This is a genomic window from Bartonella sp. B39, from assembly GCF_053795145.1.
In genome coordinates this window covers 456967-471553 of sequence record NZ_CP200036.1, presented here as the reverse complement: position 1 = coordinate 471553, position 14587 = coordinate 456967, and the positions used below count along the sequence as shown (strand labels likewise).

The following is a 14587-nucleotide window of genomic DNA, read 5'->3' as shown; positions in this document are numbered from 1 at the left end:
TCACAATTCAAAGCACTGTTCGTAAAATAGAGAACAGCATAACATCATACAAAGAATGCTGATTACTAAAGACTGGCTACTGGATCATCCTAAGAGCTACACGGAAATGCAGAATAAAGGATAAAACAATAGAAACGATAAGTATAGGTCCCATCATTTTGGTAATAAATTTTTAATCTTACTGTCCTTTATAAAAAACTTAGCATTTAAATTTCCTCTTCATAATACCTGTTTTTATTCCCCTAAAACTCTCTAAAATCGCTTAAAACATATTTTTATGATTGACAATATAGATATTTAAGCCAATCATATTCGTGCTAACAAAAATACTTAAAGTGGGAGGAGGAATGCAAATATTAGAATAGATATTGTATTAATTTTTCAAAATAAATTTTCTTGAACTTTATTGGGTTTGCTTTGCTATAAAGTAGTACTGTTTTTGTTTATCCGCATACTCGTGACTGATAATTTGAATATATCCCCATTAACATCGCAGCCTATTTTTGAACTCTGTGTCTATAAGGAAAAAATTTGTGCAGAAAAATACTCCATCAATCAGTTGCAACCCCTTTCCCGCTTCACGCAAAATTTATCAACAGAGCCTCCTATTTTCTGATGTGCGCGTACCATTGCGTGAAATTTCACTGACTGATGGCAGTGGTGAAAAACCTTTAAACGTTTACGATACTTCTGGCCCCTACACAGATAAAGATATGATCATTGATATTACAAAAGGCTTGCCAGCAATTAGCTTGCCTTGGCTTTCTAAGCGGGATGATACTGAAACTTATCCTGCACGATTAGTTAAACCTGAAGATAATGGATTGGCTTCTGATAAAAACCTTGCACCAACCTTTAAACAAAAACGTCCCATTTTACGAGCAAAAAATGGCAAAGCAATTACACAAATGGCTTATGCACGCGCAGGCATTATTACCGAAGAAATGGAATATGTGGCTATACGAGAAAATGAAGGATTAGCAGTAAAAGAACGGCAGAATGTACTATCAAATGAAACATTTGCTGGATCAATACCAGAAATTTATACTGCCGAATTTGTTCGTAATGAAATTGCTTGTGGACGCGCCATTATTCCACAAAACATTAATCATCCAGAATGTGAACCTATGATTATTGGGCGTAATTTTCGTGTTAAAATTAATGCCAATATTGGCAATTCAGCAGTAACTTCATCTATGGAAGAAGAAATTGATAAAATGGTTTGGGCCATTCGCTGGGGAGCAGATACAGTTATGGATCTCTCAACAGGTCGAAATATTCATAATATTCGTGAGTGGATTATTCGAAATGCCCCTGTTCCCATCGGGACTGTTCCACTTTATCAAGCACTCGAAAAAGTACAGGGTGTTGCTGAAAACTTAACATGGGATATTTTCCGTGATACCCTTATTGAACAAGCAGAGCAAGGTGTTGATTATTTTACCATTCATGCGGGATTAAGATTACCTTTTATCCCTTTGACCGTTGATCGGGTAACAGGTATTGTTTCACGAGGTGGTTCTATTATGGCAAAATGGTGCTTGCATCATCACAAGGAAAGTTTTCTCTATGAACATTTTGATGAAATTTGTGATATTGCACGCACGTATGACATCTCTCTTTCATTGGGGGATGGATTGCGCCCTGGCTCTATTGCTGATGCCAATGATGAAGCCCAATTTGCAGAGCTTAAAACTTTGGGAGAATTGACAAAAATCGCTTGGGAAAAAGATGTACAGGTTATGATTGAAGGTCCTGGACATGTTCCAATGCACAAAATTAAAGAAAATATGGAGCAACAATTAGATCTTTGTCATGAGGCGCCTTTTTATACTTTGGGACCTCTTACAACCGATATTGCTCCTGGTTATGACCATATTACATCAGCAATTGGTGCCGCTATGATTGGATGGTTTGGAACCGCTATGTTGTGTTATGTAACACCTAAAGAACACCTAGGACTCCCCGATAGAAATGACGTAAAAACTGGTGTGATTACTTATAAAATTGCTGCTCATGCCGCTGACCTTGCCAAAGGTTTGCCTAGAGCACAATTGCGCGATAATGCTCTTTCGCGTGCACGATTTGATTTTAGATGGCATGATCAATTCAACCTTTCTCTTGATCCGGAAACAGCCTGTGCCTTTCATGATGAAACAATGCCTAAAGAAGCTCATAAATTGGTGCATTTTTGTTCCATGTGTGGACCAAAGTTCTGTTCTATGCGTATTTCCCATGATATTCGTGAGGCAGCAGCAATAAGAAAAACAAAAGAGGAAGGTATGATCGCCATGACCAAAAAATATCAAAAAAATGGTGACCTTTATATGGAAATTGTTCCTCCTCAAAAAGAGAAAATAAACAGTTGAAGAACATTCTTATCAAAGGTGCGGGTGTCGGAGGATTAACAGTTGCCTTTATGTTACAACAAAAAGGTATTTCTGTTACTGTATCGGCTCCCCCTCATTCACCCATAGGAAGTGCTAGTTGGTATGCAGGAGGAATGCTGGCACCTTACTGTGAAAGAGAAAATGCGGAACAGATTGTTGAAGATCTTGGTATACAAGCTATACAGTGGTGGCGTAAAACGCTCCCCAACCTTGTCATACAAAAAGGCACTTTAGTGGTTGCACCTACACGAGATAGAGGAGAGCTTGAACGATTTTCTGCGCGCACGCATAATCATAAAACCATAGATAATACAGAAATAGCTCATATTGAACCAGATCTTGCGGAACGTTTTAACTATGCGCTCTTTTATGAAAATGAAGCCCATATTGATCCTCGCAAAGCACTTATGGCTTTAAAAGAAAAGCTTCTTAACAATGGAGCGTATTTTGTTGATGCAGAGACGGCTGAAACAAATTTTGATATTGTTATTGATGCGACAGGAATAGCACGTTTAGGAAAAGACAAAAATATACGGGGCGTACGCGGCGAAATGCTTCTCGTGCATTGCACCGATATTAAAATTTCGCGTCCAATTCGTCTTCTTCATCCACGGATTCCTCTCTACATTGTACCGCGACAAGATAATATTTTTATGATTGGCGCAACAATGATTGAGAGTGACTTTGATGGTGCAATCTCTGTGAGATCAATGATGGAATTACTCAATGCAGCTTATACTCTACATCCTGCTTTTGCTGAAGCAGAAATTATTGAATCTGGCGTTGGTGTTCGTCCATGTTATCCTGATAACTTCCCTTCTGTGTATAAAGATGGTAACTATATTTCTATTAATGGATTTTATAGACATGGTTTTCTTTTGTCTCCAGAAATGGCAAAACGAGCAATGAAATTGGCATTGGAGTAAAGCATGCAAATATTTGTTAATGGTGAAAAAATCCAAACAGAAGTTATGACTCTCGGTCTCTTGCTTGAAGAATTGGGATATGAAAGAAATTGGCTTGCAACCGCTGTTAACGCTGAAGTTGTTCCCATAGATGCACGAAGTCAATTTGTCTTGCATGAAGGAGATAAAATTGAAATTTTAAGCCCAATGCAAGGAGGCTAAAATTATGCTGAATCTTTATGAACGGCAATTCTCTTCCCGTCTTCTATTAGGTACAGCGCAATATCCTTCACCAGCAATCCTTCGTGATGCTATTCATAAATCGAATACGGAAATTGTGACTGTTTCCTTGCGCCGTGAAACTGCAGGTGGAAAACAAGGTGGAAAATTTTGGCAATTTCTTCAAGAACTTGGGGTAACAGTGCTTCCTAATACCGCTAGTTGTTATACTGTTAAAGAAGCCGTAACCACAGCGCAATTAGCAAGAGATCTTTTTAAAACAGCTTGGATTAAACTCGAAGTCATAGGAAATCCAGACACCTTACAGCCAAATGTTTTTTCTTTAATAGAAGCAGCGCAAATCTTAAACAATGAAGATTTCAAAATTTTTGCTTACACAACGGATGATCTTATTGTTGCTGAAAAACTTTTCGACATTGGTTGCCGTGTTATTATGCCTTGGTGTGCTCCTATTGGTTCTGCCAAAGGACCTCATAATACTGATGGACTGCGTTCTATCCGTGCTTACCTTCCTGATGCTACTCTTGTTATTGATGCCGGCATCGGACGCCCATCACATGCCGCCATTGCGATGGAGCTCGGTTATGATGCAGTACTACTTAACACCGCAATTGCTAAAGCAGGTGATCCTATCTTAATGGCTGAAGCATTTTCTAAAGCTGTTCAAGCAGGACGTATAGGATATAAAGCTGGCATGGTCGAAGCACGTAATGTGGCAGTCCCTTCAACGCCAGTCATTGGAAAAGCAGTATTTTCATGAAACTGGATCCATTTTATCTCATCGTTGATAACGCTGATTGGGTTGAACGTTTGCTCCCTCTTGGTATCAAGCTCGTACAATTGCGTATGAAACATGAAAATCAACAAATAATCCGTCAACATATCAAGCGCGCAAAAAACACATGCAATAAATTGGGAGCACAATTAATTATTAATGATCATTGGGAAATAGCAATTGATGAAAAGTGCAATTTTATTCATCTGGGACAAGAAGATCTAAGCAATGCTGATCTTCACGCAATTCGTAAAAGTGGTATAAAAGTTGGTCTTAGTACACATGATGAACATGAATTGGATATCGCACTCTCTGTTAATCCTGAATATATTGCACTTGGTCCTATTTATCCGACAATCTTAAAAAAAATGAAATGGATGCCGCAAGGACTAGAAAAAATCAAACAATGGAGAAAGCGGATTGGTACTTTACCTTTGGTGGGTATTGGCGGTTTAACACCAGAACGCGCAGTTGGTGTTTTAAAAGCAGGAGCAAATAGTGCTGCTGTTGTAACTGATATTATCCTCCATAAAAAACCTGAAAAGCGTGTACAACAGTGGATAAAAGTGACAAAAACATGGCGTTGATACCTTCCATTCTTATTGTTGCGGGCACTGATCCAACAGGAGGTGCCGGTATTGTTCGTGATATAGAAACCACTGCACATTTTCAAATAAAAGCAAATTTAGCAATCACTTGTGTTAACGTACAAGATGATAATCGCGTTGCCGAAATCATTCCAATGCATGGAGACATCGTCGCTGCGCAAATGCGTGCTGCCCTAGAAGCAAATCCAATAAGCGCAATAAAAATAGGTATGACAGGGACAAAAGCAATTGTAGCAGCAATCTGTAACGTACTTAAAGACTATCCCCATGTTCCAGTTATTCTGGACCCTGTACTTGTCGCTTCATCAGGAGGAAAGCTAACAACGGAAACAATCATCAACACTATGATAGATAAACTGCTTCCTCATGTTGATCTTTTAACACCAAATAGAGAAGAACTCGCTCTTCTTAGCCAAAGTCCATTGGCATCTCATGATAAGCAAGCAATACAACAAGCAAAAAAACTTCTATCTTTTGGTCCACACTCAATATTGATAAAAGGTGGACATGCAGAGGGCCATCTAGTGACGGATAGCTTTATTAATAAAACTGAAATTCTACATATTTCCGCACCACGTTTAACGGGAACAATGCGAGGAACAGGTTGTACCCTTTCCAGCGCTATTGCTGCGCATTTGGCGTTAAATGAATCTATGACTGAAGCGGTAAAAAAAGCAAAAGCATATACCCACACATTACTTTTAAACCACTGTCAAAAAGAGCCCTAAAATTAACATCACGTTATGTTGCATCGACATTCTTATAATAAGATTAGAAACGAGAATATTATAAAGCTTGAAGAATAATTCTATCTGATTTATTCATAAACGGATCGATGAGTAAGAAAAAACAATGTCAAACCAAACTCAGTATTCAATCTCGTATGAAGAACTTCTAAGCTTCTATAAAGAAAGTGGTGTTGATGCCGTGCTGACTGATGCGCCTATTGACCGTTTTAACCAATCTGCTTCTTCAGAGAAAAAATCGATACAAACAGCAAATATTTCTCATAATCAACAGACATCGCCAACCATCAAGTTACATCATCATCTGCTGCCTAACCCTAGTATAATGCAACGTGAACCTTCCGCTACAGAAATAGCTAAAAGTGCAAATACACTTGATGAATTAAAATCTGCTCTTCTCGCTTTTAATGGTTGCTCCTTAAAACTGACAGCGAAAAATACATGTTTTTCAGATGGAACAGCAGGAAGCGCACTCATGCTTATCGGAGAAGCACCAGGACGCGAAGAAGATATGCAAGGCATTCCTTTTGTGGGAAAAGCTGGTATGTTGCTTAATAAAATCCTCTCAGCGATCGGACTCACGAGACAAAATGTTTATATAACCAATACTATTCCATGGCGTCCACCAGGAAATCGAACACCAACACCAAGAGAAGTTGCATTATGCCGTCCCTTCATTGAACGACATATTCAACTGGCTAAGCCTCGCATTCTGATAGCATTAGGAGGGATTGCTACACAATTTCTTACTGGAACTCAAAATGGAATTATCCGAACAAGGGGGAAATGGCATACTTATGTAGGAGAAGGTGAAGTTGAAATACCTGTTATGCCAACTTTTCATCCCGCTTATCTGCTCAGAACGCCGAGTCAAAAAAAGCTTACATGGATAGACTTCTTAGAAGTAAAAAACCGCTTAGATAATCTCTCGTAATTCTTCAATCTTACCTGCCCCTAAAATAGAAACGTCCTTTCTATCATTTGCACCCTTAAAATACAGTCAGGAAAAAATTATGGAACAACCAACAACACCCATTTATCGTTTGGAAGATTACCAACCAACACCTTACGCTATCCTCAAAACACAGCTTTACTTTTGTTTAGATCCCCAAAAAACCTCCGTGACAGCAACATTGTTGATTGAAGCGCGCCACAGTACAAAAGAGAGAATGCCTCTTGTGCTTTCTGGTGATGATCTTACTCTCATTTCCGTTGCTATCAATGGTGAGGCATTACCCTCAAACGCTTACAAGAGAACGCCTTCATATCTAGAAATTACAAACCCACCAGCAACCCCTTTCACGTTGCAATTAGTCACAAAACTGAATCCTGAAAGCAACTGCCAACTCATGGGACTTTATCTTTCAAACGGTGTCTATTGCACACAGTGTGAATCGGAAGGTTTTCGTCGTATAACTTATTTTTACGATCGCCCAGATGTTCTTTCTACCTATACAGTAACAATCGAAGCCGATTCTCAAGAAATCCCTATCTTGCTTTCCAATGGAAATCTTGTGGAAACAGGAACTCTTGAGGGTAACCGTCATTTTGCTACTTGGGAAGATCCTTATCCTAAACCATCTTATCTCTTCGCTTTAGTTGGTGGTGATCTTGATAAAATAGAAGATTATTTCACCACCGTATCTGGTCGGCGTATCAAACTTGGTATCTATGTAGAAAAGGGAAAAACCAAACGAGCAACTTATGCAATGGATGCTCTCAAACGTTCCATGTGTTGGGATGAGCAGCGTTTCGGACGCGAATACGATCTTGATGTTTTTAATATTGTTGCTGTCTCCGATTTTAACATGGGAGCAATGGAAAATAAAGGACTCAACATTTTTAATGATAAATATGTTCTTGCAGATGCTGAAACAGCAACTGATCATGATTACAGAAATATTGAACGCGTCATTGCACATGAATATTTTCATAATTGGACCGGTAATCGTATTACCTGTCGTGATTGGTTTCAACTCTGCTTAAAAGAAGGATTAACGGTGTACCGTGATCAGGAATTTTCCTCAGATCAAAATGTACGTAGCTTACAGCGAATTGAAAACATAAAAATATTGAAAGCTCGACAATTTACTGAAGATTCTGGACCACTTGCCCATCCTGTTCGCCCTCGCCAATATAGTCAAATAAATAATTTTTATACCACAACCGTTTACGAAAAAGGAGCGGAAGTGGTTCGCATGGTGCATACTCTTTTAGGCTCTACGCTATTTCGTAAAGGTATGGATCTCTATTTTCAACGTCATGACGGACAAGCTTGCACAATTGAAGATTTCATTGCTTGTTTTGCTGAAGTCTCTGGTCGAGATTTCTCACAATTCATGCTGTGGTATGAACAAGCCGGCACACCCCATGTAGAAATCAATCATCATTACAGTGATGGCATTCTCACAATCCATGCAAAGCAGCATATTCCAACAACACCGCAACAAAATATAAAAAAACCTATGCTTATCCCTATCGCTTTTGGACTTTTAGGACACAACGGAGAGCCTCTCACCTATGAAGCTGATGCGGAGATTCAATCAGATGTTATGCTTCTTTCTAAAGAAAACCAAACATTCATATTAAGAGGAGTGAGAGAAAAACCGGTTTTATCACTGCTTAGAGACTTCTCTGCACCTATCAATCTACAAACTCCATTCAATGAAAGCGAACTCACCTTTCTTGCTCAAAATGATAGCAACCAAATTAATCGCTGGCAATCACTTAACCATTTAATGACACAAGCGCTCATCCAAGCCATTCAAGATGAAGCAAAAGCAAAAGAGGGTATGCCCTCTGCTTTGATAAAATTGATTGAAGCTATCATTACAGATGAAAGTCTTGAACCTGAGTTTCGTGCATTTTGTTTAAGTTTACCGAGCGAAGTTGAACTTGCCCATACACTTGGTAAAAATGTTGATCCAGAGCGTATTCACCATGTGCGCAATCAATTTTTAGCTTCGCTCGCGCGTACACATCAAGGACTCTTCACAAAAGTTTATATGCAAATTGGGACTCATGAACCATATTCACCAAACACTGCACAAGCTGGGAAACGAGCATTGCGAAATATTATGCTAGACTATCTCTCCATCGCCGAAGCCAAACCAAATCGTGCTGCTACACAATATGCAACTGCTGATAATATGACTGACCGTATGGCTAGTATAACCACGTTAGTAAAGCGCTTTAATAAAAGTGAGCAAGCGCAAAATGCCTTAAATGATTTTGAAAGTCGCTATCATCATGATCCTTTAGTCATGGATAAATGGTTCTCCATTCAAGCAATGGTTGCAGGATCATCAACACTTGATCATGTTAAAAAACTTATGCAACATCCGCTTTTTTCAAAAGATAATCCCAATCGTGTGCGTGCCTTGATTGGTGTCTTCGCGTCTCATAACCTAATAGGCTTTAACAGAGTTGATGGTGCCTCCTATGATTTTCTTTGCCAAATTATTTTAGAAATTGACAAAAAAAATCCGCAGCTTGCTTCATGGTTATTAACAACTCTGCGTTCTTGGCGACAATTAGAGCCCATTCGGCAACAAAAACTTGAAACCGCATTAAAAACAATTGCAGCAGCTCCTCAATTGTCAAGCGATGTGGCTGATATCATCAATCGCATACTTTCTTAAAAAATATTATAATCAATATGTTATAGTATTTTTCATGCAAAATAATAATTTAACTCTTCGGTAACGGTAAGCCCATAAACAGGTTATTTAAGCCTGTTTATGAGGCTTGTTCAGATTCCTTTTCATTTCCATACTCCACGCTCATAAAAGTAAAATTACTTTTTTTAAAAAAAAGACTGGACAGAAGACTCCTGTTTTGATTCATTGCTCCCTATGGGTTTACTATGAATATTGAAGCAGTTTTTAAATTACATTATTCCATAATTAAAGGAACTAAAAATGGCTAAATTGGACGCATATCATGCGCCAACGGAGGTGTATGCTGATTCAAAATCAAACGCTCAAAATCATAAAGCGCAGAAAGAGCATATCAATCTGTTTTCTAGTTCAGCCTATCAAAAACTTCTTTTTATTGAACCTTGGCTGCGACGTTCACTCCCATTTGTAATTCTTGCATTTCTTGTTGTGCTAGCGGCAATCCGTTTCCTATCAATCTATGATTGGCGCAACACAATTTATAAAAACACGCGTTCTACCATCACTCTCTTAGCTTCTCACATTACCAATACAATTGACCACGACTTACTTGCCGCCACTCGACAAGGAAAAGCTGCTGCTCTTTCTCATAATCATTTACAAAATATCCTTACCAATTTTCGTAACAAAGGTCTTATCAAAACCAGCACTGTTATTGCTATTGTCGATCAAAAAGGCAGTGTCCTAGCTTCATCCAGTTCAGAAATTACTTTAGGAAAGCCTTTAAAGGATTTTATCTCTGAGAGCATTGCCTTACAATCTCTGGGACAACACGCTGGAATCATGAAAATCACAATAGGAAAAAATGCCCCTGCACTTGCTTCATTGTACAAAACAGAAAATGGACAATTCGGTGTTTTCGTCAGCGAAAAAACGCAACATATCTATATGGAATGGCACAAAATTTTCTCGCTAAATATAACCCTGTTTATAGCAACTACCGGTGTTATTTTGGCTCTTCTCTATGCTTATTACAATCAAATTGTACGTGCACGTAATACAGATTTTATTTCAGAAAAAATTCAAAACCGTATTGATATGGCCATGATGCGTGGACGCTGTGGACTGTGGGATTGGAATATGGCAAGTGGACGTGTTTACTGGTCACGGGCAATTTATGAAATGCTCGGCTATATACCTCAGGATGCACTGCTATCAATTTCCCAAATTACCGCCATTATTAATCCAAATGATGCGAACTTTTTTGATCTTGCTCAGGAATTAATGAGCGGTAAAAAAAAACATATCGATATTAATGTCCCTATGCGCCACGCCGATGGTCATTATGTCTGGATGCGCATTCGTGCTGAAGTTACGGATGAAGAAGAACCTCATTTGGTTGGTATTGCCTTCGATATTAGTGAACAACGCCAGCTTGCAGAAGAAACAGCACAAGCCGATCTTCGTATCCGCGATGCGATTGAAAATATTTCTGAATCTTTTGTGTTATGGGATTCAGAAGGGCGTTTAGTCATGTCCAACAGCAAGTTTTGCGAATATGCAGCGATCCCTAAACAGGTTTTACAATCAGGTATCCAACGTGTAACCGTAGAAGCTATGGCTCGCCCTGCAATTAGTGAATATCCCCTCAAAGATGATGGTACTGGTAACTTAACCAGTATTCGCCAAACTGCAGATGGTTGTTGGCTCAAAATTAATGAACGGCGTACACAAGATGGAGGGCTTGTTTGTATTGGTACAGATATTTCTGAGCTTAAACAACAACAGGAAAAATTTGAAGACAGTGAAAGACGCCTTTTTTCTTTCATTCAAGAACTCAAACGTGCTCGAGGAAATGCTCAACAACGTGCAACAGAAGTTGAAAAACTTAATAAAAGTCTCAAGGCAGAAAAAGAGCGTGCTGAAAGTGCTAACAAAGCTAAATCAGAGTTTTTGGCTAATATGTCCCATGAATTGCGCACTCCACTTAACGCTATTCTAGGCTTTTCAGATATCATGTTGCAATCCACCTTTGGCCCTCTTGGTTCAGAACGCTATAAAGAATATATGCACGATATTTACAATTCAGGAAAACATCTGCTAACTCTTATTAATGATATCCTTGATATGTCCAAAATCGAAGCTGGTAGATTTTCCCTTGATTGTAAAAATATCAATCTCGAGCCCATCATCAGCGAAGCAGTGCGAACACTTACACCCCAAGCTCAAGAAAAAAATATTTCTGTTACAACAAATATTGCTCCAGAACTGCACGCAGAAGTTGATATCCGTGCTATGAAACAGATCTTCCTTAATCTTATCTCTAATGCTGTTAAATTCACACCTTCTGGAGGAAGTATTGATATCTGCGCTTTTGGTAAAAAAAATAACCTTATTTGTAAAATTAAGGATACAGGAGTTGGTATTCCTCAATCAGCGATAAAAAAACTTGGGCAACCTTTTGAACAAGTCGAAAATCAACTTACTAAAACCCATACTGGTTCAGGTCTTGGCCTAGCCATTTCACGCTCCTTGCTAGAACTCCATAAAGGAAAACTTGAAATTATCTCTAAAGAAATGAAAGGCACAACTGTAACCATTACAATGCCCATTAAACAAAGTTAAATTCTCCTTTTTGTTCCCTTTGTAGCAAAATCTTTTTTCGCCTGACACCCCAACGATAACCAGAAATAAAACCATTCTTGCGTACCACACGGTGACAAGGAATAACCAACGCTAACTCGTTACATGCACAAGCATTAGCAACTGCACGAAAAGCTTTAGGCATATTGATATGTTGCGCCAATGCTTCATATGAAATTGTTTCCCCACACGGTACCTTACATAATACCGCCCATACTTTCCGTTGAAAGACTGTACCATTTATATCTAAGGGAAAATTATATTTCCTTACTAACTTAGGAGTTTCTATCATTGCTATAATATGTGCAACTTCCCTCTTAAATGTATTGTCATTATCCACTTGTTTTGCATTACCAAAACATACCATGAATTCCTGTAATAATTGTTCTGTAGTATCTCCCAACGCTATATTACAAACCCCTTTTTGAGACTTTGCTACCAAAAGCCCTCCTATTGAGACGTTTCTCAAACAAAATATTCTCTTTCGGGAAATATTCAACATTTTAGCCTTTTTTATATTTCTAAAAAATTTAAACACCATAAATAAAATAAAGAGATTTCCTCATCACACCCTTTACAAGGTAAAACAAAATCTCCCCTAAAATCCATCTCTTTAAGCATTACTCAAAATCGCACTTAATCTATTTTATAGAATAGCGAATAGAACAGCCAGAATCCGAATTATCTTTTATACCTCAATCCAATAGCTCTATAAGAAGACAAATGATGATGCATTCTAAGGCGTACAGTTCTAGCATGTTAAAGTAAATTATTAACCCGCTCTACATAAAGAATAAAAAATCTTATCTTTCCCTAAACTCCCTCCTTCATAACATCTGCAATGCTATATGGAAGAACTATTGATACAACGATTTCTTACATTCATGGAGTAATAAACCAATACTATCATTGCCTTTTTCTGTCCCCTCATATTGCCACAAATCTTAGATTAAGATGATTTATAAAATTTTATTCAACACGTTCTAAAACAGGCTTTATCCTTACACCGATCCTTCTTATAACACGCAAGTGGCTACTTTTTACACTTGCTAAAAGCTAAAATGAGCAAATATTGCTGCATTTTCTTCCATCTAAACAAAGCATTTATAACAATGAAAACAAAACAAATTCCTGAGAGAACAGAAAAATGAGTCCCACCAAAGGTACTCCAAACAGGATAACTTCTCTCTTAAAAAAGAATGTTTCATAATATATATTTGAAAAAATAAGAGCCCCATTCAAAAATGGGGCTCTTTAAAAATTCAAACTTGCAACAAATTAAAATTTGTACGCTACACCAACACGAAAATCATTCGTTTTGTAGTTAATTTCCACCTTTTCATTTGCTAATTTCTTCTTACCATAATCTGAGTAACGATATTCTGCACGTACAATAAAATTATCAGTCATTGCAAAATCAATACCACCTCCAATGGTATAACCAATCATCTTTTTTTTCTCATCATGCTGCAAATCATGAGAAATAACCGCTCTACTTGTTGTATCGTCTGTCATCTCATAAATATTTCGAAGCTGCGTATAAGCAATGCCTCCTGCAACATAAGGCATTATATGATCAGCAGAAAAACCAATTCGCACGCGCGCAGCACCAAACCATTTTTGTTTTAAAGTATGATGCACAACTTGGCCAGGCATCACCCTATCATCTTCCATAAGATTTTCTATTGAACCCGTTTTTCTGAGCTCTTTTGATACGACGGCGGTTTTGTCCTTCTTTGGCGACTTAATATCTTTTGTGTCCTTTTTATAAGACCACATTACATCCGTATCAATACCTATAATAAAGCCATTATCGACATCAACATTGTAACCTGCATACACACCACCTACAAAACCAGAAAGTTTAGGCAACAACTCCTTCCTAATTGGAATCCACTTCCCTACACTCTGATCTCTTAAATAACTTGAATTAACCTTACTTGAAAAACCACCAATTTGGCCTCCAAAGTAAAACCCCTCCCAAGAAAACGCTGGAACCGTAACAATAGGCACGGGATGTTCTGGTATAGTAAAATCCGCTGCTTGTACTGCAGAAACTAAAGTTAAAGAAAAAATAGACGCTGTAATTAAGTATTTTGTAGCCATAATTGCTCCCCTAAAAGCTAATGTGACAACTAATAATTAAGTTTTTTCATATTTTTTTCAAAAAATCTGTAGTAAAAATGATACAATTACATAATAAATAAAATTTATATTTAAAAATATTATAATAAAAATTTATGATAATTTCTAAAATTTTCTAGACTGTACTTGTTTTATCTCTCATCATTGCGCAGCAGTAGGCATGTAATCATAATACCAATTACTAAAGAGGAAATAAGATTTTCTTACGTAGTCAGTAAAGCTTGTTATCCTCCTTTGCTCAATATATTTCCGTTATTCATGTGTTAAAAGCATACATAACTACAGTCTGTGTGAAATTTTGTAGCATCTCTGGGCTTATGAATGTATATGATTTAATATGCTTTTCTATAATTAGGTGAATGATGAATCATGGATACACATTAACTAAGAAAAACTGATAAAGAGTGCTATCCACTAAAAGGCAGAAAAAAGCTTTTTCAAATTTTCTGCATGAACAACAACACTTAGAATGAACTAATTTTAGCATAAAAGACATCAAAACCAGTGTAAGAGAGGAA

General features: G+C 37.7%; 11 protein-coding genes. 9 read left to right on the top strand and 2 right to left on the bottom strand.

Going from position 1 to position 14587, the window contains the following annotated elements; genetic code table 11:
- Positions 1–533 precede the first annotated feature (533 nt).
- The 9 genes from thiC (at position 534) to V4P57_RS02020 (ending at position 11906) form a co-directional block, all read left to right on the top strand.
- Complete coding sequence (gene thiC, locus V4P57_RS02060; protein ID WP_455466547.1) at positions 534–2369, top strand: phosphomethylpyrimidine synthase ThiC; 1836 nt, start codon at positions 534–536, stop codon at positions 2367–2369.
- Positions 2366–3316 (top strand): glycine oxidase ThiO, encoded by a 951-nt coding sequence (gene thiO / locus V4P57_RS02055; RefSeq protein ID WP_455466546.1) that lies wholly within the window; start codon positions 2366–2368, stop codon positions 3314–3316. The genes thiC and thiO overlap by 4 nt, the downstream gene beginning before the upstream one ends.
- Positions 3317–3319: 3 nt before the next feature.
- On the top strand, positions 3320–3517 hold the full coding sequence (gene thiS, locus V4P57_RS02050; protein WP_455466545.1) for a sulfur carrier protein ThiS: 198 nt from the start codon (positions 3320–3322) through the stop codon (positions 3515–3517).
- 4 nt (positions 3518–3521) lie between these two features.
- Positions 3522–4295: a thiazole synthase gene (locus tag V4P57_RS02045; protein ID WP_455466544.1), complete on the top strand. Its 774-nt coding sequence runs from the start codon at positions 3522–3524 to the stop codon at positions 4293–4295.
- Positions 4292–4897 (top strand): thiamine phosphate synthase, encoded by a 606-nt coding sequence (locus V4P57_RS02040; RefSeq protein ID WP_455466543.1) that lies wholly within the window; start codon positions 4292–4294, stop codon positions 4895–4897. The genes V4P57_RS02045 and V4P57_RS02040 overlap by 4 nt, the downstream gene beginning before the upstream one ends.
- Positions 4888–5646 (top strand): hydroxymethylpyrimidine/phosphomethylpyrimidine kinase, encoded by a 759-nt coding sequence (locus V4P57_RS02035; protein ID WP_455466542.1) that lies wholly within the window; start codon positions 4888–4890, stop codon positions 5644–5646. The genes V4P57_RS02040 and V4P57_RS02035 overlap by 10 nt, the downstream gene beginning before the upstream one ends.
- Positions 5647–5770: 124 nt before the next feature.
- Positions 5771–6598, top strand: coding sequence for a uracil-DNA glycosylase (locus V4P57_RS02030; RefSeq protein WP_455466541.1), 828 nt, complete (start codon positions 5771–5773; stop codon positions 6596–6598).
- Positions 6599–6677: 79 nt separating this feature from the next.
- Entirely contained in the window at positions 6678–9305 is a 2628-nt protein-coding gene (gene pepN, locus V4P57_RS02025) for an aminopeptidase N (RefSeq protein ID WP_455466540.1), read from the top strand.
- A gap of 279 nt (positions 9306–9584) precedes the next feature.
- On the top strand, positions 9585–11906 hold the full coding sequence (locus V4P57_RS02020) for a PAS domain-containing sensor histidine kinase (RefSeq protein ID WP_455466539.1): 2322 nt from the start codon (positions 9585–9587) through the stop codon (positions 11904–11906).
- On the opposite strand, the gene V4P57_RS02015 is transcribed toward V4P57_RS02020, so the two are convergent.
- Together V4P57_RS02015 and V4P57_RS02010 are read right to left on the bottom strand one after the other, a co-directional pair.
- A complete protein-coding gene (locus V4P57_RS02015) occupies positions 11893–12426 on the bottom strand; it encodes a methylated-DNA--[protein]-cysteine S-methyltransferase (RefSeq protein WP_455466538.1) in 534 nt (177 codons plus the stop codon). The genes V4P57_RS02020 and V4P57_RS02015 overlap by 14 nt on opposite strands.
- A gap of 776 nt (positions 12427–13202) precedes the next feature.
- A complete protein-coding gene (locus V4P57_RS02010; protein WP_455466537.1) occupies positions 13203–14030 on the bottom strand; it encodes an outer membrane protein in 828 nt (275 codons plus the stop codon).
- Positions 14031–14587: the final 557 nt, after the last annotated feature.